19 protein-coding genes are annotated in these 20,493 nt (G+C 65.6%); 7 read left to right on the top strand and 12 right to left on the bottom strand.

Features of this window, described 5'->3' with window-relative positions; translation table 11 throughout:
* Positions 1 to 5: 5 nt before the first annotated feature.
* Entirely contained in the window at positions 6 to 242 is a 237-nt protein-coding gene (locus GO591_RS04140) for a hypothetical protein (protein WP_157155651.1), read from the bottom strand.
* Between the two features lie 74 nt (positions 243 to 316).
* Here GO591_RS04140 and GO591_RS04135 point away from each other — a divergent pair, with 74 nt between their 5' ends.
* Entirely contained in the window at positions 317 to 1,207 is an 891-nt protein-coding gene (locus GO591_RS04135) for an aminotransferase class IV (RefSeq protein ID WP_157155650.1), read from the top strand.
* 139 nt (positions 1,208 to 1,346) lie between these two features.
* Here GO591_RS04135 and GO591_RS04130 read toward each other — a convergent pair whose 3' ends face one another.
* Together GO591_RS04130 and GO591_RS04125 are read right to left on the bottom strand one after the other, a co-directional pair.
* Positions 1,347 to 2,702: an MFS transporter gene (locus GO591_RS04130; protein ID WP_255446939.1), complete on the bottom strand. Its 1,356-nt coding sequence runs from the start codon at positions 2,700 to 2,702 to the stop codon at positions 1,347 to 1,349.
* On the bottom strand, positions 2,686 to 3,873 hold the full coding sequence (locus tag GO591_RS04125) for a M24 family metallopeptidase (RefSeq protein ID WP_157155648.1): 1,188 nt from the start codon (positions 3,871 to 3,873) through the stop codon (positions 2,686 to 2,688). Before GO591_RS04125 ends, GO591_RS04130 begins: the two co-directional genes overlap by 17 nt.
* A 128-nt stretch (positions 3,874 to 4,001) precedes the next feature.
* Between GO591_RS04125 and GO591_RS04120 the strand changes: the two genes are divergently transcribed.
* The 6 genes from GO591_RS04120 (at position 4,002) to GO591_RS04095 (ending at position 10,923) form a co-directional block, all read left to right on the top strand.
* Positions 4,002 to 4,796 (top strand): IclR family transcriptional regulator, encoded by a 795-nt coding sequence (locus tag GO591_RS04120; protein WP_157155647.1) that lies wholly within the window; start codon positions 4,002 to 4,004, stop codon positions 4,794 to 4,796.
* Between the two features lie 38 nt (positions 4,797 to 4,834).
* On the top strand, positions 4,835 to 5,287 hold the full coding sequence (locus GO591_RS04115; RefSeq protein WP_157155646.1) for a pyridoxamine 5'-phosphate oxidase family protein: 453 nt from the start codon (positions 4,835 to 4,837) through the stop codon (positions 5,285 to 5,287).
* A gap of 101 nt (positions 5,288 to 5,388) precedes the next feature.
* A complete protein-coding gene (locus GO591_RS04110) occupies positions 5,389 to 6,039 on the top strand; it encodes an IMPACT family protein (RefSeq protein WP_157155645.1) in 651 nt (216 codons plus the stop codon).
* A gap of 191 nt (positions 6,040 to 6,230) precedes the next feature.
* A complete protein-coding gene (locus GO591_RS04105; RefSeq protein ID WP_157155644.1) occupies positions 6,231 to 8,465 on the top strand; it encodes a S9 family peptidase in 2,235 nt (744 codons plus the stop codon).
* Positions 8,466 to 8,509: 44 nt separating this feature from the next.
* On the top strand, positions 8,510 to 9,685 hold the full coding sequence (locus GO591_RS04100) for an alcohol dehydrogenase catalytic domain-containing protein (RefSeq protein ID WP_157155643.1): 1,176 nt from the start codon (positions 8,510 to 8,512) through the stop codon (positions 9,683 to 9,685).
* Positions 9,686 to 9,933: 248 nt separating this feature from the next.
* On the top strand, positions 9,934 to 10,923 hold the full coding sequence (locus GO591_RS04095; protein WP_198295600.1) for a phosphodiesterase: 990 nt from the start codon (positions 9,934 to 9,936) through the stop codon (positions 10,921 to 10,923).
* Here GO591_RS04095 and GO591_RS04090 read toward each other — a convergent pair.
* The 9 genes from GO591_RS04090 to GO591_RS04050 form a co-directional block, all read right to left on the bottom strand.
* Positions 10,808 to 12,469, bottom strand: a complete 1,662-nt coding sequence (locus GO591_RS04090) for a stealth family protein (RefSeq protein WP_157155641.1) — start codon at positions 12,467 to 12,469, stop codon at positions 10,808 to 10,810. The two genes, GO591_RS04095 and GO591_RS04090, sit on opposite strands and share 116 nt — an antisense overlap.
* Complete coding sequence (locus GO591_RS04085) at positions 12,466 to 14,604, bottom strand: DEAD/DEAH box helicase (RefSeq protein WP_157155640.1); 2,139 nt, start codon at positions 14,602 to 14,604, stop codon at positions 12,466 to 12,468. Before GO591_RS04085 ends, GO591_RS04090 begins: the two co-directional genes overlap by 4 nt.
* 173 nt (positions 14,605 to 14,777) lie before the next feature.
* Complete coding sequence (locus tag GO591_RS04080) at positions 14,778 to 15,110, bottom strand: DUF6804 family protein (RefSeq protein ID WP_157155639.1); 333 nt, start codon at positions 15,108 to 15,110, stop codon at positions 14,778 to 14,780.
* Between the two features lie 10 nt (positions 15,111 to 15,120).
* A complete protein-coding gene (locus GO591_RS04075; RefSeq protein ID WP_157155638.1) occupies positions 15,121 to 15,570 on the bottom strand; it encodes a hypothetical protein in 450 nt (149 codons plus the stop codon).
* Between the two features lie 118 nt (positions 15,571 to 15,688).
* Complete coding sequence (locus GO591_RS04070) at positions 15,689 to 16,711, bottom strand: branched-chain amino acid ABC transporter permease (RefSeq protein ID WP_157155637.1); 1,023 nt, start codon at positions 16,709 to 16,711, stop codon at positions 15,689 to 15,691.
* Positions 16,708 to 17,586 (bottom strand): branched-chain amino acid ABC transporter permease, encoded by an 879-nt coding sequence (locus GO591_RS04065; RefSeq protein ID WP_157155636.1) that lies wholly within the window; start codon positions 17,584 to 17,586, stop codon positions 16,708 to 16,710. Before GO591_RS04065 ends, GO591_RS04070 begins: the two co-directional genes overlap by 4 nt.
* A gap of 68 nt (positions 17,587 to 17,654) precedes the next feature.
* Positions 17,655 to 18,905, bottom strand: a complete 1,251-nt coding sequence (locus tag GO591_RS04060) for an ABC transporter substrate-binding protein (protein WP_232466266.1) — start codon at positions 18,903 to 18,905, stop codon at positions 17,655 to 17,657.
* A 45-nt stretch (positions 18,906 to 18,950) separates the two neighbouring features.
* Positions 18,951 to 19,643: an ABC transporter ATP-binding protein gene (locus GO591_RS04055; protein ID WP_157155635.1), complete on the bottom strand. Its 693-nt coding sequence runs from the start codon at positions 19,641 to 19,643 to the stop codon at positions 18,951 to 18,953.
* The gene (locus GO591_RS04050) at positions 19,636 to 20,385 is read right to left on the bottom strand and encodes an ABC transporter ATP-binding protein (RefSeq protein WP_157155634.1); all 750 of its coding nucleotides are present in this window, start codon (positions 20,383 to 20,385) and stop codon (positions 19,636 to 19,638) included. Before GO591_RS04050 ends, GO591_RS04055 begins: the two co-directional genes overlap by 8 nt.
* Between the last annotated feature and the right edge of the window lie 108 nt (positions 20,386 to 20,493).

Genomic DNA, 20,493 nt, shown 5'->3' with positions numbered 1-20,493 from the left:
TCCCGCTAGACCTCGCGCTTCTGCACCGCGTCGACGATGCGCTGCGCAAGCGCCTGCAACTGCTCGTCGGTGGCCTGCACCCCGGTCTCGCCACACCGCTCCCGCAGCATCGTCAGCACCGATTCGTGCGTGTGATCCATCGACACATCGGACGCCACCTGCTGCGCCACCCCGGCGAGACGCTCCTCATTCGTGGCATCCATCGCGCCGTCTTCGACTGGTTCAGTCTGGTATTCGTCCATCGTCCTATCGTCCCCCCACACTCCCACCCTGTCCACAGACGCCCATGAGGTGCACAGGCGTGCAGAATGAAGCCATGGTCACCTCCGTGCTTGCGATTCTGAATCAGCCGTCGACGGATGCTCCCGCCCACGTCCCCGGAGCGCCGGCGTTCTCACTGGCCGACCCCGCCGGGCTGCACATCAGTGTGCTCGACCTCGGCATCACCCGGGGCGATGGAATCTTCGAGACGATCAGCGTCGGCGCGGGACATCCGCAAGCCCTTGAGCCGCACCTGCGCCGTTTTGCCCGCTCGGCCAGGCTGCTCGACCTGCCGACGCCCGATCTCGATGCCTGGCGGGAGGCGATCCTCGCGGTGGTCGCCGAACTGGGCCCGGTGCCGGAAGCAGCCGTGAAGACCGTACTCACCCGCGGCATCGAGGGCGACGGACGGCCGACCGGCTGGGTGCACGGGTCGGTGTCGCCCGACTACCGCAGCCAGCGCACCAACGGGATCGGTGTGGTCATGCTCGACCGCGGTATCCGGCACGACATCGAACAGACCTCGCCGTGGCTGCTCGCGAGCGCCAAGACCCTGTCCTATGCGATCAACCGTGCGGCCGTGCGTGAGGCCGCACGGCGGAACGCCGATGACGTCATCTTCGTCTCCAGCGACGGGTATGTGCTCGAGGGGCCGACCTCCACGGTGCTGGCGCGCCGCGGAAACAACCTGCTCACGCCCGGAACCGGCCTGGGCATCCTGGAGGGCACGACCCAGAGCAGCCTGTTCGACTTCGCTGCCGAGCGCGGGATGACCACCGGCTTCGAACTGTTCACGCCGGAGACGCTGCGACAGGTCGATGCCCTGTGGCTGGTGTCGAGCGTGCGGCACGCGGCACCGATCAACGCGCTCGACGGTGAACCGTTCCCGGTCGACGCGGAACTCACCGCCGCGATCAACGCGTTCCTGGTCGCGCGGCGCGATTAGCGTCGGACCCACCTCCGCCATGTCTACAAGCCACAGGCTCGGAATGAGCTGCTCCGGGCTGCAAGCACCCTGGTCGGCTGACGTGCCGGCAGGGCGGATCTCGACGCCAGTCGAAACCCGCCCTCCCGCGGCGCAACGCCTATTTGGACGCGACTCCGCTGTTCTCTCTCCCGACTTCGCTGTTCTCGATCCTGACGGCGGCCTCGCGCCGCGGAAGCATCACCAGCACGGTCAGCCCGAGCGTGAGTATGACAGCGCCTCCCCATAGCACCCCGTCGATATTGCCGGTGGCGTCAGTCACCCACCCTGCCGCGTAAGGCGCGAAGAATCCTGCCGTGGTACCGATTGAGTTAATCAGCGCGATCGCCCCGGCCACCGCAAACCCGCTGAAGTACATCGGTGGGAGCGGCCAGAACGCCGGCAATGAGCCGAAAAAGCCCGTTGCGGCGATCACCAGGAGGATGACGCTTATCACCGGGTCGTCAATCACCGTGGTTGCGAGCAAAGCGACCATGGCGATCGCAGTCGCTATGACGATATGCCGCCGGTATGCGCCAGTTCGGTCCGAACTGTAGGCGATGACCAGCATGCCAATGAATGCGCCGATGAAGGGAAGCATTGCGATCAGGCCGATGGCCGACGTTCCGAAGTCGCCCAGGCCTGCAACGATCGTCGGCAGCCAGAAGGAAATGAGGTAGACGCCGAACTGGATCGAGAGATACACGAATCCGAGTAAATAGACGTACGGCTGCTTCAGCGCTCCAAGCAGACTGTGTTGCTTGTCTCCATGGGCGGAGTCGCCCTCGGAGATGTCTTCTGCGAGCAGCGCACGCTCTCGTTCGTTAAGCCACTTGGCGCTTCCCGGACGATCGGAAAGAACGACGAGAACCAGGAAACCAAGGATCACGGCCGGCGCGGCTTCAATCAGCAGCATCCACCGCCAACCATCCATGTTCATTGCGCCGTCTGCGCGCTCCATAATCCAGCCAGACAGCGGGCTGCCAATGATCCCTGCAACCGCGGAGGCGGAGAGAAAGTATCCGAACGCCTTTCCACGAAGCCGCGGTGAGAACCAGTAGGTCAGGTACAGGATCACCCCAGGTGCGAAACCGGCCTCGAAGACCCCTAGGAAGAAGCGCAGCACGTAGAACTGCCATTCCTCAGTCACGAACGCAGTCGCTCCAGAGGTGAGACCCCAGAGCACCATGATGCGCATGAGTGTCTTGCGGGCGCCCCACTTCTCAAGTCCCAGGTTGCTCGGCAGTTCGAAGATTACGTATCCGACAAAGAAGAGGCCCGCGCCGAGCCCGTAGGCAGCGGCGCTCAGCTCCAGGTCATCCTGCATCTGGAGTTTGGCGAAGCCGATGTTCACGCGGTCGATGAACGCGACTACAAAACATAGAAAGAGGAACGGGATAATCCGGAACGCGACTTTCTTGTAGACGGCGGAGAGTTCCCGCGTTCGTTCCGTTGTGCTGCTAGGACTCGTCGACATTGACGTTACCTTTCGAGATTGTGTAGAGGCCGGTGGGATGTTCGGACAGTTTTCGTGGGCCGGATTCATCGATCACGAATGTGTCGGCCATGTACCCGCTCACGTCCGCCGAGGCGTCCACGACCATGGGATGCAGGGTGAGCACATAGCCGCTTTCGATTGGAAGTTCCGTGTTTTGCTGCGCGTCCTCGACAACGTCTAGCCCGATCCACGGGCTCTCGAGAACGTCTAGGCCGAGCGAGTGACCGGACCAGTACGAGGACGACGCGCCTTCCTCGCCGATGGCGCGCAGGACTTCACGCTGGACAACCGAAGGGAGGGCGCCAACCTTCATTGAGTTTGCGCCAGCGGTGATTCCCTTACGTACGGCACGGCCCATGCGTGCGTAATCGGCGGATGGAGACGCAAACGTGACCATTCGGGACAACTCGGTCCAGTAACCGAGAGGACCGACGATCTCGTAGGAAAAAGTGAGAATGTCGTGAGGGCGCAGTACTCGGTCGCGGGGGACACCGAACGTGGAGAACGCCTGGTCGTCCCGGTAGTCGGTATGCATGGTCAGGAATAAGGGATCCTCGCCGCCCAGTAGGTGACCCACCCGGTGCATCTCGGATGCGATCTCGCGCTCAGTCATCCCCGGCCGCGCGATCTCAAGCAGACGCGCGAAGCATTGGTCGAGGATGTATGCGGACTCCTCGGCGCCCTGAATCTCCAGCTCGCTCTTCACGGAGCGGAGCGTCTCGAACGCTGACGAGTAGTCGATGAACGTCACCGAGGGATAGGCGGCGGTAAGTGCCAGGTACTCGTCGACTTTCATGACCTGTCCCAGCCCGACGATGCCGACTCGGCGCACCGGAGTATCCCGAAGGGCGTCGACGAGGCCCTCCCCGACGGTTCCTGGGAAGCGGTAGTCAGTCACCCATGCGGAGGCCGGGCGTCGCTGGCTGATCAGACTGCCCGACAGCACCAGGATCGGCTCGCGGTTGCGGAGCATGACCGCGTATCCGGACCGGTGGGCGAGGTTGTAATCGGCCACGTAGCGCAGCGATCCCTTGTGCCCGCGATAGTCGTTAGCTGCAAAGAGCAGCGCATCTAGATCGTCGCGCTCCATCGCCGCGTTAAGGAGTTGCCAGCGCCGGTCTCGCTCATCGAGGTGTCGTGATTCGCCCACGAGCCAGTCCCTTCTACGTCCGTCATCGCTGACGGAATGAATTTTTTGTCACTCTATGCATCAGATTCGCCACAGCCAAATTGATACGGGTAGGATTCGCGAGAGCAGAATTACGCAAGGGGTGCAGTGTGACTTCTTATTTGGCAGGGGCACCACTGGACTCGGTGCATCGGGCGCTGTTGCTCGTGAAATCACTCGAGGAAGGGAATGTCCTGAGTGTGACCGGCGCTGCGGAATTCCTCGATGTTGCTCCCTCTACCGCGCATCGGCTTCTTGCCGCACTATGCTTTGACGGCTTCGCGCTGCAAGATTCGAACAAGCAGTATCGTGCCGGACCGGCAATTCAACGCCAGCGCGTACGCGGACTTCCGGTTCAGGAGCTTGCGAAGGCAATTCGTCCGTCGCTGCTTGAGCTGAACGAGGTCATCGATGAGACTGTCCAACTTTGGGTCCTGCGCGGACGACTCGTCCGTTACGTCGACGGCGTGGAAAGCATGAAGCCACTCAGCGTTCGCACTGGTATGTGGGACAACGTGCCTGCGAGTGACTCTGCAGCAGGTCGTGCGATGCTCGCCGAATTGAATGAAGCCGAAGTCGACCGGCTTCACGCAGGCGGAGTGACCCAATGGGGTAAGTCGCGCATTCACACGCTTGTGGAACTGGAAGCTCATCTTGAAACTGTTCGCCGTGATGGGTATGCAACGAGCGTCGAAGAGGCCGTGGCGGGCGTTAACGGCGTCGCTGGATGCATCCGGGGCATCAATGGCGAACCAGTCGCAGCACTATCGATTGCAATTCCGACTGTCCGGTTCAGTGCGGAATTCGTTCGCGAGTGCGCAGACACGTTGCGACGGGTCACTCGCGTCGCAGAGCGTGCTCTGGCCGATCTCACCCGACGTCTGGAAGGCGCTCCTTCCCGCTGAAGGGGACGTTTCGCTTCGAGGCAAGTGACACTGGAGTCATGGCCAGTTGGGGAGAGTTCGCCGCCGAATGTCCGGAGTTCGCCGCACGGGTGCGTGAGCGGTTCGATGCCGGCACGAACAAGACCATCGCGACGCTGCGCCGCGACGGATCACCGCGCATCAGCGGCATTGAGCTGCTGATCACCGACACCGACACCAGTCTCGGCATGATGACCGGCCGCAAGGCGGACGATGCCCGCCGCGACCCGCGGTTCGCCATCCACAGTCCTACCTTTGAACCGCCGAAGGACCCGACGGCATGGCCGGGCGAGGCGAAGATGTCCGGACTGCTGGTGGAAGTGGATGCCCCGGCCGACGCCATCCCCGGCGAGGCGATCTACTTCACCCTCGACATCCGCGAGGTGGTGCACACGAAGGTCGCGGCATCCGGGGACAAGCTCGAGATCGAGTCCTGGCACCCGGGTCGCGGCTACGAACGCCGGCTGCGCTGACCGACTCTCCGCTGGCACGAGCACCCGCTGGTCGAGCTTGCCGAGACCTCGCGACGGTCCCGACAACCTCGCCCAGCGGATGGCAAGCAATAATGGGTCGGATGCTCGATCTCACGCTCCGCGGCGGGATCGGTGCGCGCGTCGACAGCGAGCTCGAGGTGAAGCGGTCCCGGTTCATCACCCGGCTGGAGCGGGTCGGCTCCGAGGCCGAAGCACGCGCGGTGATCGACACGGTGCGCCGCGGGCACTGGGACGCCCGCCACAATTGCTCGGCGTTCGTGATCGGTGCGGCATCCGAGCCCGGACAGATCCGCCGCTCCAATGACGACGGCGAACCCTCCGGCACCGCCGGGATGCCCATGCTCGAGGCGCTCACCGGACGCGGTCTCATCGACGTGGTCGCGGTAGTGACCAGGTACTTCGGCGGCATCCTGCTCGGCGCCGGCGGGCTGGTGCGTGCCTATTCCGACGCGGTGCTCGGCGCGATCGACGCCGCCGACGCCGACGGAGCCGTCGTCGGTCGTGCGCCTCGCGACCTGTTCACACTCGCCCTGCCGCATGCCGACGCCGGACGGATCGAAGCGGAACTCCGCCGCCGCGGCATCGTCGTGCTCGGTGTGCAGTACGAGCGCGAGGCCGTGCTCACCCTCGCCGGCGCACCGGATGACGCCGCGATCGTCGCGAGCGCCACCGCGGGACGTGGCCGGCTCGTTCCAGTCGGCACCGAATGGATCGACGTCGAACGCGACTGAGTCGAACGCGGGACCGACCCGAACGCGACTGACGGGGCGCTGGTGTTGCGGCTCCGCGCGTGTGAAACAACACTCGCGCCTGGCCGAAACACTAGCGCCCGCCGACTGACACCGCCCGACCTACACTGCCCGACCGCTACTGATACTGCCCGACTGACTGAGTCGCGCGGCGGCGAAGTACGCTGAAACGCATGAGCGCCACTCCCCCCTCCCCTGCAAAGAAGCCCCACGAGCGCACGCACCACGGTGACACGTTCGTCGACAACTACGAGTGGCTGCGCGACAAGGACAATCCCGACGTGATTGCCCACCTCGAGGCCGAGAACGCGTACACGAATGACCGCACCGAGCATCTGATCATGCTGCAGGAGCAGATCTTCGAGGAGATCAAGAACCGCACCCTCGAGACCGACCTGAGCGTTCCGGTACGTCGCGGCGACTGGTGGTACTTCACCCGCACGGTTGAGGGCAAGCAGTACGGCGTGCACTGCCGGGTGCCGGTCGCGGGTCCGGATGACTGGACGCCGCCACGCGTGGAGGCCGGGGTCTCGGCAGGCTCGACCAGCGGAAGGGAAGAGGTCTCGATAGGCTCGACCAGCGAAGAGGGCTCGACCACCAGAAAGGACCCGACCGGCGGTGAACTGCCCGGCGAGCAGGTGCTGCTCGACGAGAACGTCGAAGCCGAGGGGCACGACTTCTTCTCGCTGGGCAGTTTCGACATGTCCACCGACGGCACGCTGCTGCTCTACGGTGTCGACACCGAAGGCGACGAACGGTACACGCTGCGGGTACGGCGGGTCGGGACCACCGAGGCTCCAGATGCCACCAACCTGCCCGACACCGTGCCTGGCACCGCATCCGGCGCGGTGTTCGACCCCACCGGCAAGTTCGTGTTCTACGCGACGGTGGACGACGCGTGGCGTCCGGACACGGTCTGGCGCCACGAGGTGGGCACCGAGGCATCCGCCGATGTCACCGTCTTCCATGAGCCCGACGAACGTTTCTGGGTCGGCGTGGGCCGCACACGGAGCCGCCGGTTCATGATGATCGAGGCCGGCTCGAACATCACCAGCGAGACCCGGCTGCTCAACGCCGACGACCCAACCGGCGAGTTCAGCCTGGTCTGGGAACGCCGCGAGGGCGTCGAGTACGACGTCGAACACGCTGTGGTCGAGGGCGAGGACCGGCTGCTGATCGTGCACAACGACCACGCCCCGAACTTCGAACTGGTGTCGGTGCCGCTGAAGGACCCGACCGGAGAGCGCCGCACCGTCCTGCCCCACCGCACCGATGTGCGGCTGGAGGGCGTCGCCGCGTTCCGCGACCACGTGGTCGCCGAGTACCGGCGCGAAGGAATCACCCGGGTCGGTGTGGCCAAGCTTCCGCACGCGGGCGGCGTACCCATCGATGACCACAAGAACGGCCGGTTCACCGAACTGCACTTCGCCGAAGAACTCTACTCGGCGGGCATGGGCGGCAACCCGGACTGGAACCAGCCGACCGTTCGCCTGAGCTACACCAGCCTGGTCACCCCGTCCACGGTCTACGACTACGTCGTGCAGAGCGGCGAACTAATGCAGCTCAAGCAGCAGCCGGTGCTCGGCCACTACGACCCGGAACGCTACGAACAGCGCCGCGAATGGGCCACCGCCGAGGACGGCACCCGGATCCCGATCTCGATGGTCTACCGCAAGGACCTCCGCGAAGGCGGCGAACCCTCACCGACGCTGCTCTACGGCTACGGCTCGTACGAGCACAGCATCGACCCCGGCTTCGGCATCGCCCGCCTCAGCCTGCTCGATCGGGGCATGACCTTCGCGATCGCCCACGTCCGCGGCGGCGGCGAGCTCGGCCGCGCCTGGTACGAGCAGGGCAAGATGCTGCACAAGCGCAACACCTTCACCGACTTCGTGGCAGCCGCGCAGCACCTGATCGATGAGGGCTACACCACCCCGCAGCAGTTGGTCGCGGAAGGACGCAGCGCGGGCGGCCTGCTGGTCGGCGCGGTCGCGAACCTGGCCCCCACCCTGTTCGCCGGCGTGCTCGCGGGCGTGCCGTTCGTCGACGCGCTGACCACCATCCTCGACCCGTCGCTGCCGCTGACCGTGATCGAGTGGGAGGAATGGGGCAACCCGCTGGATGACCCCGAGGTCTACGCGTACATGAAGTCCTACTCCCCCTACGAGAACGTGCACCCGACCCGCTACCCGCGGGTGCTCGCGGTGACGAGCCTGAACGACACCCGGGTGTACTACGTGGAACCGGCCAAGTGGGTGGCGAAACTGCGTGAGGTCGGCGCCGATGCGCTGCTGAAGACCGAGATGGCGGCCGGACACGGCGGGGTCTCCGGCCGCTACAACGCCTGGACCGAGCGGGCGTTCGATTACGCCTGGGTGCTGGATGCCGCGGGGGTGCACCCGCAGTAAGGCGGGCGTACCGTGGCGCGGGAGGCACCGAGGAGGTTCCCCCGATGAAGGCACTCACCTGGCAGGGCAAGCGGCACGTCTCGGTTGAGGACGTGCGCGATCCCGTCCTGGCCGAGCCGACTGACGCGATCATCAAGGTCACCTCGGCGGCGATCTGCGGATCGGACCTGCACCTCTACGAATTGCTTGGCCCGTTCCTCGACGCCGGCGACGTGCTCGGTCACGAGACGATGGGCGAAGTCGTGGAAGTCGGCTCTGACGTCACCCGGCTGCAAGTCGGCGACCGGGTCGTGATCCCGTTCCCGATCTCGTGTGGACACTGCTTCATGTGCCAGCGCGGGCTGACCACCCAGTGCGAGACCACGCAGGTGCGCGAGCACGGCTCCGGCGCCCGGCTGTACGGCTACACCAAGCTCTACGGCCAGGTCCCGGGCGGCCAGGCCGAGTACCTGCGCGTGCACCTGGCTGACGCCAACGCGGTCAAGGTCGGCCGGGAGCTGCCCGATGAGCGATACCTGTTCCTCAGCGACATCCTGCCGACCGCGTGGCAGGCAGTGCAGTACGCGAACGTTCCCGAGGGCGGAACCATCGCGGTGCTCGGTCTTGGCCCGGTCGGGCAGTTGGCCTCACGAATCGCGCGGTTGCAGGGCTTCGAGGTGCTCGCCGTCGACCCGGTGCAGGAACGGCGGGACATGGCGGAACGCCACGATATCGAGGTGTACGACCTCAGCGACACCCTTCCCGGCGACCTGCGCGAACGGACCTACTGGCGCGGGCCGGACAGTGTCATCGACGCAGTCGGCATGGAAGCACACGGCAATCCGATGATCACGCTCGCCCAGCAGGCGGTGACCATCCTGCCGGACGCGCTGTCCCGGCCGGCGATGGAGAAGGCGGGACTCGACCGCACCGCTGCGCTGTACGCCGCGATCGACAGCGTGCGACGCGGCGGCACGGTGTCACTGTCCGGGGTGTACGCGGGTGAAGCGGACATCCTGCCGATGAAGACCTTGTTCGACAAGCAGGTGAGCATCCGGATGGGCCAGTGCAACGTGCACGCCTGGATCGACGAGCTGCTGCCGCTCGCGGAAGACCCGGCGGATCCGCTCGGCCTCGGCGACCTCGTCACCCATGAGGTCCCGCTGGCAGACGCTCCGGCGATGTACGAGACGTTCCAGAAGAAGCAGGACGGCTGCGTGAAGGTGGTGCTGAAGCCGTAACGGAACGCCGCCGGGCAGAGCGAAAGGCCCCGGAGCGTTAGCGGCCCCTGGAGCCTTTCTGTTCTGCGATCGGGGTTCACACCCGGTTGCAGAACCAAATTTACGCCGATTCGCGGTCATTTCAACCGAATCCGCTGGCGAAATGGCGTGGCGTTCACCTGACATTCAAGTGAAGCGGGTTTTATATGTGATGAGAGCCGGGTGGAAGCATCCACCCTCCGCTACATCGAATGGGATTTCTTGTGACGATGCGCACGGCTGAGTACCCACGGCCGGACCACTTCATCCTTCACCTCAGCGACACCCACCTGCTGGCAGGGGGTCGCCATCTCTACGACACCGTCGACAGCGAGAAACACCTGCGCCGGCTGTTCGAGGAGTTGGAGGCATCCGACGGCCGCCCCGAGGCGATCATCTTCACCGGTGACCTCGCCGATCGCGGCGAAGCGGACGCCTACGCCCGTCTGAGGGCGATCGTCGAGCCGGCCGCCGAGCGCCTCGGCGCCCAGGTGATCTGGGTGATGGGCAACCATGACGACCGGGCGTCGTTCCGGCTGCAGCTGTTCGGCGAACTGCCCACCACCGAGCCGATCGACCGGGTCTACAACGTCGGCGGGTTGCGAGTGATCACCCTCGACTCGACGGTGCCCGGATACCACCACGGCGAGATCAGCGAAGACCAGCTGGACTGGCTGGCACAGGTGCTGGCCACGCCGGCCCCGCACGGCACCCTGCTGGCGATGCATCATCCGCCGATTCCGAGCGTGCTGGATCTGGCGGTGTCAGTCGAGTTGCACGACCAGCAGCCGCTGGCGCGGGTGCTCGCGGGAACTGATGTGCGATCGATCCTCGCCGGACACCTGCACTACTCGTCCACCGCGACCTTCGCAGGCATCCCCGTGTCGGTCGCTTCGGCCACCTGCTACACGCAGGATCTGAACGTGCCGATCGGCGGCACGCGCGGACGCGACGGCGCCCGTGCGTTCAACCTGGTGCACGTGTACCCGTCGACCGTGCTGCACTCGGTGGTGCCGCTCGGCGAGTTCCCGGCGCTGTCGTACGTGGACGCGGACGAGTCCGCCGCCCGGCTTCAGGCCGCAGGCATCCGGATCTTGGAACGGGTCAACTCGCCGAGACCTGACCGGCCGGCAGCTGTTCGGGCGGTAGCTGATCGGCGCGCATCTGAGCGGCAGGACTCTGACCCGCCGATGACGATGCCGATTCCCGTGCACCACTGACGCCGTAGTCGTCCTTCTCCCACGGAGCAGCGAACGGGAAGTACTGGTTCAGGAACGTCCGCACCCGTTCGGTGCGCTCTTCGGCATCGAGTTCCGGCTTGCTGCCGTCGTTCAGGCAGAAGAAGTCGAATGACCGGTCCTTGAGCAGCCGCTTCAGCTGACCGATCGAGTTCTTCAGCGTCGTCTCGACGTAGAGCACCTTGGCGTTCTCCTGCACGACGGCCTTGCCGGTCATCAGCGCGTAGTAATGGTAGAACGAGTTGGTCACCGAGATGTCGGTCGCGGAACGGAACGGGCTGGCGGCGGTGCGGGCGAAGTCCTCGGCGAACTCGCGTTCCATCTCGAGCAGAACGCTGCGCCGCAGCGGGGTGGCCGCGTGCTCGAGGTGCCTGGTGGTGATCCGGCCGAACCGCTCGTGCAGCAGTCGCCGGTTGACGCGGGCGGCGTTCTCGAAACCACTGCGCTCGGGGTTGTTGTCGCCGAGGCCGATCCGGGTGGTGGCCTCGATGAACTTCGTGATCCCGCCGGGTGAGAAGAACATTTCCGGGCGCACCGGACGACCGAAGAACATGTCGTCGTTGGAGTACAGGAAGTGCTCGGCCAGGCCCGGGATGTGGTGCAGCTGGCTCTCCACCGCGTGCGAGTTGTGCGTCGGCAGCGCGTCCGGGTTCTGGAAGAACTCCTCGCTGCGGACGACGGTCACCCGCGGATGCTCGTCCAGCCAGGACGGGGTGGGCGAATCGGTGGCGATGAAGATCCGGCGAATCCACGGCGCGTACATGTTCACGCTGCGGAGCGCGTACTTGAGCTCGTCGATCTGGCGGAAGCGCGCCTCGGAGTCATCCCCGTCGCCGACCACGTAACTGGCCATCCGCTTTGCGCGTGCCCGCTGGAATTCTTCCGAGGAGCCATCCACCCAGGAGAAGACCAGGTCGATGTCGAAGGTCACGTCACTGGCATGCGGGGCGAACATGCCGCGCAGGGTCGGCCAGGTGCGGCCGTACAGCTGGACTTCGTCGGTGACCGCTTCGCTGCGCGGCAGGTCCCGCCTGGTCAGCGCGTTCGGCTGGGCGGCGCGGATGGCGTCGTCGCCGAAGCTCCACAGTTCCAGCTGCATGGCGGTGGATGCCCCGTAGCGCAGCCGGCCGATCGGCTCGATCCGCGGCCGGTACAACCGGAACAGCGATGCCTTCTTGCCTCCTGCCAGCGCGCCCTCGGCGAGCAGCACCGGCTGGTCGCTGCGACCATCGAGCGGCTTTGCGTAGAAGGGCTCATTGGCGAACGCTTCGGCGAAGGCTCGTTCGACGTCCTTGCGCTCGCGCTTGTCCACGGCGATCGCCGGTCGGTCGTTGTCGCTGCGGACCAGCAGGAACGAGATCCCGGCCTGATCCAGCACATCGCGGACAGCAAGCAGGTCCTCGACCATCGACTCGTGCGGAGTCAGGTGACCGTTGATCAGGGTGTACATGCCCTTGCGCACGACGATGTCATCGCGGTCCAGACGCCCTGGCCACGTTCCGGAAGAAACTACGACAAGTTCGCTCATCCCGCGAGCGCCTCGGTGAGCAGCGACACGAGTGCCTCCACCTGCACCGACGACTCCGCAGCAACCTCGGCGTCGGAGCCGTCGAGCGCGCGCGCCGCCAGCCCCGCCTTGCTCGAGATCAGCTCGGCGATCTTCGTGTCTATGGTCTGCGCGGCGAGGATCCGCCACGCGGTGACGGGCAGCTCCTGCCCGATCCGGTGCACCCGGTCGATGGCCTGCGTCTGCTCGGCATCCGTCCAGCTGAGCTCGGCGAGCACCACGTTGGAGGCCACCTGCAGGTTCAGTCCGACGCCGGCTGCGGTCAGCGAGCAGACCGCGACCGCGACATCCGGATCATTGGTGAACGAGTCCACGTACTTCTGGCGCTGCACCGCGGTCTGGTCGCCGCGGATGCTGATGGTCTTCAGCCCGGCCTTGGCGAAGTGCTCCTCGGCCTGGTCCATGACGTCGATGTGCTTGGCGAAGAACACCACCTTGCCGACGTTGCGGGCGAGGTTGACCGTGTAGTCGGCGGCCGGAATGGCCTTCGCCTGGCCGATCTTGCGGACCATGGTGAACACGTTCTCGCCGGCCTTCTGCGACTTCGATTCCTCGAGCTCGGCGTTCGCGACGAGGCGAATGAGCTCATGGTCGATGTCGTTGGTCGGGTTCTGCCGGTTGGCGAGCACCCGGCGGTAGCGGTCCACGAGGCGGGTGGTGAGGGCCTTCTCGGCCTCCCGGATCGACCGGCCGAGTTCGTTGTCGAGCTCCACCGGGATGTCGGCGATCCGACGCGCGGGGATGTCGGCTGCGACATCCACCTTCTTGCGACGGACGATGCCCATGTCGATCACCGATTGCCGGGCGGCGGCGAAGAAGCCGAAGTCCGCCGGGGTGAGCCCGGTGTCGTCGAGCTTGTGCATCAGGTCGCCGAGCGGCTTCTTGTCGTCGATCCAGCCGAGGAACTGCCAGATCATCCGGAAGTCGTCGATCTGGTTGATCAGCGGGGTTCCGGTGAGGGCGACGAACAGGGCGTTCTCATCCCGCGAGCGGATGCTCTTCGACAGCGCGAGCACGTTCTTCGAACGCTGCGATTCCTTGTTCTTGATGAAGTGCGCCTCGTCGACGACCATGCCCTTGAAGCCACGCTTCGAGAGCCAGTTGACGTGCCGGTCGAGCACCTCGTAGTTCACGATCACGACATCGGCGAACGCGTCGATGTCGTCGCCGTCACCGTGCACGACGGTGGCCTCGCGCGACGGCGTCCAGCGTTCGACCTCGCGGGCCCAGTTCATCTTGACCACGTTCGGCACGACGACCAGGAGCGGGAACGAGTTCGTCACGTGTGCGGCGAGCAGCGCCTGTGCGGTCTTGCCCAGTCCGGGCTCGTCGGCGAGCAGGTAGGTGCGGTGGCCGTCGCGGGCGCTCTCGACGAAACGGGCCTGGTGGCGCATCAGATCGAGCTCGCCTGGCGTGTCGAGTGAACCGGCCTCGGGCAGGTCCATGCTCGCGGAGCCGCCGCCGGCACCGTACTCGAAGGCACGGAACAGCGGGTCGATCAGCTCCCAGTTGGTGAGGTGGCTGGGGCCACGTTCGGCCTTCGGCTTCTGCGCGGCAGCGAAGTCGGGGGCGAGGAACGGGTTGTAGCGGGCGAACTGGCGCACCGACTCCGGGACGACCTGCTTGTCGGCCTGGGTGTCGACCGGCTGAGGTTCGGTGACCACGATCAGGTCGTCGGGGCTGAGTTCAACACCGGCGGCCAGCAGCAGGTCACGCTTGAGTTCGCGAGCCGCGGTGGACACCGGGGCGTCGTCGGCGAGCAGCGCGATCAGGGACGTATCGCGGGCGGCGGTCTTCGCCAGGATCCCGGCGAGGCCGTCGAGCCGCTTCTGCTCGTTGGCGCGGGCGGTGTCCGACATCTCGGTGTCCGCCTTGATGCGGGCGCGCTCTTCGCGCAGCAGCACGGCGGCGACCTGGAACTTCGCGCGTCCGGACGCCTTCACGGGTCCGCGCTGCGCGGCAGCCTCGACCTCGCGAGCGACCCGCGCGAGCACGGGAATCACCCCGGCCTCATCGCCATGTGGGCGACGTCGGGTGGTTGCGCGAGCGTTGCTCGCGGCGGATTGCTGCCTGTGACGCTGGCCTGAAGTGGCCATGCTCCTCCTCGCGCCTCTTCACTCAGAGGCGATACACCAGACGGCGGCAACGCCGACGTCTCGAAGAACGGATCCCGACTGAAGTCGGGCTCTCGCCGATACATCCAGACCCGATCGGTGTCGCGATTCGGTGGATGCTGCGGCGCACACCCAGTCTAGCCCTTTGCGAGGGATCAGCGCACCGAGCGGTCTTTCACAAAGAACGCGGCGAGCAGGAACACCAGGGCGGCGGCGTACTGCAGGCCGTACCAGAGGTCGTCCTGCACGGTGATCGGCCAGACCGGATTCCAGAAAACGGCGATCGCGCCCAGCGGCAGGATCCAGAGCCACGACCGGGCCTGGACGGCGATGACCAGCACGATCAGCGCGAAGATCGAGACGACGTAGCGGATGACGGTGAACCCACCCTCGGTGTTCACGAACACACCCGCGAGCAACGCGACGGCGCCGATGATGCCCGGAAGAAGTGCGGTGCGGCGGAAGGCGGGCGCGTTGTAGTTCGTCATCGAGTTCAGCCTATTGGGAACGCTCGGCTCGCCGGGCGGCCTCGTCCGCCTCGAGCTCGTCGCGCTGCCAGCGCGGCAGCAGGAAGCGCGGCCATGCCCACCAGCCCACGCTGAGGCCCGCGGCGCCGGTGATCCCGGCGAGTGAGAGAAGCGCCACGAGCACGGTGCGGAGAATCCAGTGCGCAGACTCCGGCGTGTTCTCGGGAGTCCACACGAAGCCGACGATGCCCAGCACGCAGATGAAGGAGAGGCCGGCGCCGACGAGCAGCAGGCCGGACCCGATGCCGGGCTGGGCACGACTCACCCAGTTCCTCAGTCGTCCGGTGACGACGCCGAGTCCGGTCAGCACAAACAGCAGGCAGACCACCAGCGCTGCGCTGAATCCGAGAATCGGTGGCAAGCCGAACAGCGTCACGGAGTCGGCCTGCCCGCTCGCAGCCCAGACCGAACCGATCGTCATCACCTGAGCAAATCTAGCTTGCGGCTCGAAACCCCGGAATAGGGAAACAGCGGCTCGGGAGGACGTTTCTTGTGAAAACGTCCTCCCGAGCCGCCGAACTCCGCCCGAGCGGGTGTAGCTACCTCCGCCGGGTGGCGATGGCCTTGCTGGCACGCTCCCAGAGCGAGACCGCGGTCCCCCAGATGCCCTTGCGGAACAGCAGCACACAGATCACGAAGATCGATCCGGTGATGATGCCGATTCCGTCGAAGCCGGAGGTCGCGAGCCGGTCTTCAAGCAGCACGATCACCGCAGCGCCGACCGGGCCGCCCCAGATGGTGCCCATGCCGCCGAGCACGGTCATCAGCACGACCTTGCCCGAGGTGGTCCAGTCCAGTTCCTGCAGCGACACGAAGCCGTGGCTGATCGCGAAGACACCACCGGCAAGACCGGCGATTCCGGCCGAGAGCACGAACACGATGATCTTGTACCGTTCGACGTCGTAGCCGAGCGCCCGGGCCCGTGCCGGGTTGTCCCGGATCGAGATCAGCACCCGACCGAACGGCGAGTTCACGATCCGCCAGGCGATGAAGGCACCGAGCGCGATGATCACGATGGCGACGTAGTAGAAGTAGAACGCCTCGGTTTCGACCAGTTCGATTCCGAAGAAGTTCTTCGGAACACCCTGCAGGCCGTTCTCGCCGCCGGTGACATCCTTCCACTGGTTCGCGATGAAGTAGATCATCTGCGCGAAGGCCAGCGTGACCATCGCGAAGTAGATGCCGGCGCGACGTGCCGCCAGGTAGCCGATAGGCAGAGCCAGGATCATCGCACCGATGGTGCCGCCGACGATGGCCACCGGGAACGGCACTCCGAGCTCGACCGCGATCACACCGGTGGTGTACGCCGACACGCCCCAGAACGCGGCATGGCCGAAGGACAGCAGCCCGGTGAAGCCGAGCAGCAGGTCGATCGAGATTGCGAACAGCGCCCAGGCGGCGATGTCCACGGCGACCGGCGGGTACACCCACCACGGCAGGCCGAGGACGGCGACCAGGGCGATCAGGCCGAGGATGCTGCGCCGGATGAGGCGGGCACGCCGTGCACCGTTGTCGAGCGCGATCGGGTCGAAAGTGACCGGCAGCTCCTTGAGGTCGGTCATACCGCTTCCTTCCTTCCGAAGAGCCCTGCCGGCCGCACCAGGATGACGACTGCCATCAGGACGAAGATGAGCACCTGCGCGAAGGTTCCGTAGTATCCCTGGCCGTATGCCTCGACCAGGCCGACGAGGAATCCGCCGACCACCGCCCCGAGGATCGAGCCGAGCCCGCCGATCACGACAATCGCGAACAGGATGATGATGAAGCTCGAGCCCATGTTCGCGGTGATCGCGCGGAACGGTGCGGCGAGCACACCGGCGAGACCGGCAAGAGCGACACCGAAGCCGAACACCGGGGTGACCCACATGCCGACGTTGATGCCGAGCGCCCGTGCGCGTTCCGGCTCCTCGGTCGCGGCGCGCACAATCATGCCGACGCGGGTCTTCGTGAGCACCAGCCAGACGAGGAAGCAGACCGCCAGCGAGAACACGAAGACGAACAGCTGGTAGATCGGGATCGACACCGATCCGACGTGGATCAGCCCCTCCAGGCCAGCAGGCTGTTCGTATGGCAGGCCAGAGACGCCGTATTCGCGCTTCACCAGGTCGACGAGCACGAGGCTCAGTCCGAAGGTGAGCAGGAAGTTGTAGAGGATATCGAGCTTCAGCAGCCACTGCACGAGCAGCAGCTCGACGATGATGCCGAAGATGAACATCAGGATCGGGATGACGACGAGCGCACCCCAGAACGGCAGGCCGATCACATCGAGCAGCACGGCCGAGCCGACCGCACCGAGCATGTAGAAGGCTCCGTGCGCGAAGTTGACGACGCCGAGGGCGCCGAAGATCACGGCCAGGCCGAGCGCCGCGAGGGCATAGAACCCGCCCGCGGCAAGGCCCTGCACCGTGTATTGGAGGAAGTCGCTGAAGTCGCCCATGTCTCGCTTTCCGGGTGGGCGGGGGCGGACGGCAGAACCGTCCGCCCCCAGGAACTAGCTAGAACTGATTAGAGGGTGCAGTTCGGGTTGACGTCCGGGTACGCTTCGTCGGCCGGGATGGTGGCGAGGATTTCCTCGTAGTCCCAGTCCTCTTCAACGTCCGCGGCATCCTTCACCTTGGCGACATAGGTGTCGTGGATGACCGAGTGGTCACCGGCACGGATCTCCCCGTTGCGCAGGAAGACGTCGTCGACCTTGAGGCCTTCGAGCTCCTTGATGATCGCGTCGGCGTCATCGGTGCCCGAGCGCTGGATCGCCTCGAGGTACTGAGTGGCGGCCGAGTAGTTCGCAGCGTGTGCGAACGACGGACGGGTGTCGGTCAGCTCCGTGAAGCGGTCAGCCCACTCGCGGTTCTGCTCGTCGTAGTTCCAGTACCAGGCGTCGGTGAACGTGGTTCCGGCGAACTCGTCGACACCGAGCGAGTGGATGTCGGTGATGAACATCAGGCCGACAGCCAGGGTCGCCGAGTCGCGCAGACCGGACTGGTTGAACTGCTTCACGAAGTTGATCAGGTCACCGCCGGCTGCCATCGTGGCGATGACGTCCGGGTTGGTGGATCCCGCGCGGGTGATGAAGGTCGCGAAGTTCTCGTTCGGGAACGGGGTCGCGATCGCCTCGTTGACGCTTCCGCCCGCGTTCTCAACAGCCTCGCTGAACGACTTCACCATGTCCTGGCCGAAGGCGTAGTCCGGGTAGACGAGGCTCCAGCTCTTGCCGCCGTCTTCGACGACACCCTTGGCGCCCTTGGCGAGCATCTGGGTGTTGTAGGCCCAGTGGAAGGTGTACGGGTTGCAGGCGGCGCCGGTGAGCTCCATGGTCGCCGCGCCGATGTTGATGTACAGCTTCTTCTTCTGGTTGGCGACCTCGGCCACGGCGAGGGCCGCCGAGGAGGCAGGCACATCGAGGATGATGTCGGCGTTCGAGCGGTCGTACATCTGCTGGGCCTGGGTGTTCGCGACATCCGGCTTGTTCTGCGTGTCGGCGGTGACGATCTCGATCTTCCCCGCGACAGCCTCGTCGCCGTACTTCTCGTTGTAATCATCGATCGCCATCTGGATGGCGACCTTGCTGTTCGGGCCGGACAGGTCCTTGTAGACGCCGGACTGGTCGTTCAGCAGGCCGATGATGACCTTGTCGTCGGACAGTTCCGACTCGACCGCGGCGGGCGGGCCGCCGGGGGCGCCGCCGGCGCAGCCGGCGAGCATGATCGCGCCGACTGCGACTCCCGCAATCGCGAAGTTCCTTCTGATGTGTGCCACTGATACTCCTTTGTAGGTGGTGCCTGGTGAAAGGGAAGGGAAAGATTAGATGCCGAGGTGCTCGAGCAGTTCGCTCTCGCGCAGCCTGAATTCGTCGTTGTCGAGTTGCTCGACGATTCGGCCTTCGGCGAGCACGTAGTGACGATCGGCCACCGACTGTGCGAACTTGACGTTCTGCTCCACGAGCAGGATCGAGATGCCGGCCGCCTTGACCTCGCGGATGATCTCGCCGATGCGCTGCACGATCACCGGGGCCAGGCCCTCACTGGGCTCGTCGAGCAGCAGCAGGCGCGAACCCATCCGCAGCACGCGGGCGATGGCGAGCATCTGCTGTTCGCCGCCGGAGAGCTGCGTGCCCATCGAGCTGCCCCGCTCGGCAAGGCGCGGGAAGGATTCGTACACCTTCTCGATGGACCAGGCTGCCTCGCTGACGACGGGAGGCAGGCGCAGGTTCTCGGCCACGGTGAGGCTTGCATAAATGCCGCGGTTGTCGGGCACCCAGCCGATGCCTGCGCGGGCGCGCGCGTTCGGCGCGAGCGAGTCGATGCGTTTGTCCTCGAAGCTGATCGTGCCTTCGAGGTCGCGGTGCAGTCCCATGACGCTGCGGAGCAGCGTGGTCTTTCCCGCACCGTTCCGGCCGACGAGGGTGACCACCTCGCCCGGCTTCACAACCAGGTCGACGTCGTTCAGTGCGCGCGCCTCGCCGTAGGAGGCGGTCAGTCCGGTGATTTCAAGCATGGGCCTGCCCCAGGTAAGCGGTGATGACTTTCTCGTCGGTGCGCACTTCGTCGTAGGTGCCCTCGACGAGGATCTCGCCCTGCTGCAGGACGCTGACCCGGTCGGCGAGGCTGCCGACGACGTGCATGTTGTGGTCGACGAACACGATCGTGCGGCCGGCGGAGATACGCTTCACGAGGGCGATGGTGCGGTCGACGTCGTCGATGCCCATCCCGGCGGTCGGCTCGTCCAGCAGCAGCAGCTTGGGGTCGAGCGCGAGGGCGAGAGCGAGTTCGACGGCACGCTTCTGGCCGTACGCGAACTCCCCGACGGGGCGGTTCGCGGCATCCGCCATTCCGACGTGGTCGATCAGCTCCATGGCGCGCGGCCGGAACTGGCCGAACCGCTTCTTCGACTGCCAGAACCGGTAGCTGAGACCGGTCGGGCTGGCGAGCGCCAGCTCGAGGTGCTCGAGCGGGGTGAGGTTGTCGAACAGGCTCGTGATCTGGAACGAGCGGGCGATACCCAGGTGCACGATCTGCTCGGGCTGCTTGCCGGTGATGTCGGCGCCATCGAAGGTGATCGTGCCCGAGGTGGGCTGCAGGAATCCGCTCAACAGGTTGAACAGCGTGGTCTTGCCGGCACCGTTCGGGCCGACCAGCGCGTGCACGGTGCCCTCTTCGACCGTCAAGTCAACGGATTTCACCGCCGTGAAGCCGCGGAAGTCCTTGGTCAGGGCTTCCGCTTTGAGCAGAGCGGCCATCAGAGCGTGTGCTCCGGATGCCTCGTGGTTACGTCGTTGTTCACGGCTCGCGCCTTTCCTGCTGTCGTAGAAGGATCGGTAGACCTGACAGGTGATTCAGGTCACTGA

This window comes from Diaminobutyricimonas sp. LJ205, from assembly GCF_009755725.1.
GTDB lineage: Bacteria > Actinomycetota > Actinomycetes > Actinomycetales > Microbacteriaceae > Ruicaihuangia.
This window is presented reverse-complemented; position numbering and strand designations above follow the sequence as displayed.

What these genes read in the sequence shown, in the direction of transcription:
- GO591_RS04100 (WP_157155643.1), top strand. Translation starts at nt 8,510, where the DNA reads ATGAAGGCACTCACCTGGCAGGGCAAGCGGCACGTCTCGGTTGAGGAC.
- GO591_RS04065 (WP_157155636.1), bottom strand. Translation starts at nt 17,586, where the DNA reads ATGGGCGACTTCAGCGACTTCCTCCAATACACGGTGCAGGGCCTTGCC.
- GO591_RS04085 (WP_157155640.1), bottom strand. Translation starts at nt 14,604, where the DNA reads ATGGCCACTTCAGGCCAGCGTCACAGGCAGCAATCCGCCGCGAGCAAC.
- GO591_RS04090 (WP_157155641.1), bottom strand. Translation starts at nt 12,469, where the DNA reads ATGAGCGAACTTGTCGTAGTTTCTTCCGGAACGTGGCCAGGGCGTCTG.
- GO591_RS04080 (WP_157155639.1), bottom strand. Translation starts at nt 15,110, where the DNA reads ATGACGAACTACAACGCGCCCGCCTTCCGCCGCACCGCACTTCTTCCG.
- GO591_RS04075 (WP_157155638.1), bottom strand. Translation starts at nt 15,570, where the DNA reads ATGACGATCGGTTCGGTCTGGGCTGCGAGCGGGCAGGCCGACTCCGTG.
- GO591_RS04130 (WP_255446939.1), bottom strand. Translation starts at nt 2,702, where the DNA reads ATGTCGACGAGTCCTAGCAGCACAACGGAACGAACGCGGGAACTCTCC.
- GO591_RS04095 (WP_198295600.1), top strand. Translation starts at nt 9,934, where the DNA reads ATGCGCACGGCTGAGTACCCACGGCCGGACCACTTCATCCTTCACCTC.
- GO591_RS04140 (WP_157155651.1), bottom strand. Translation starts at nt 242, where the DNA reads ATGGACGAATACCAGACTGAACCAGTCGAAGACGGCGCGATGGATGCC.
- GO591_RS04055 (WP_157155635.1), bottom strand. Translation starts at nt 19,643, where the DNA reads ATGCTTGAAATCACCGGACTGACCGCCTCCTACGGCGAGGCGCGCGCA.
- GO591_RS04115 (WP_157155646.1), top strand. Translation starts at nt 4,835, where the DNA reads ATGGCCAGTTGGGGAGAGTTCGCCGCCGAATGTCCGGAGTTCGCCGCA.
- GO591_RS04070 (WP_157155637.1), bottom strand. Translation starts at nt 16,711, where the DNA reads ATGACCGACCTCAAGGAGCTGCCGGTCACTTTCGACCCGATCGCGCTC.
- GO591_RS04105 (WP_157155644.1), top strand. Translation starts at nt 6,231, where the DNA reads ATGAGCGCCACTCCCCCCTCCCCTGCAAAGAAGCCCCACGAGCGCACG.
- GO591_RS04135 (WP_157155650.1), top strand. Translation starts at nt 317, where the DNA reads ATGGTCACCTCCGTGCTTGCGATTCTGAATCAGCCGTCGACGGATGCT.
- GO591_RS04050 (WP_157155634.1), bottom strand. Translation starts at nt 20,385, where the DNA reads ATGGCCGCTCTGCTCAAAGCGGAAGCCCTGACCAAGGACTTCCGCGGC.
- GO591_RS04110 (WP_157155645.1), top strand. Translation starts at nt 5,389, where the DNA reads ATGCTCGATCTCACGCTCCGCGGCGGGATCGGTGCGCGCGTCGACAGC.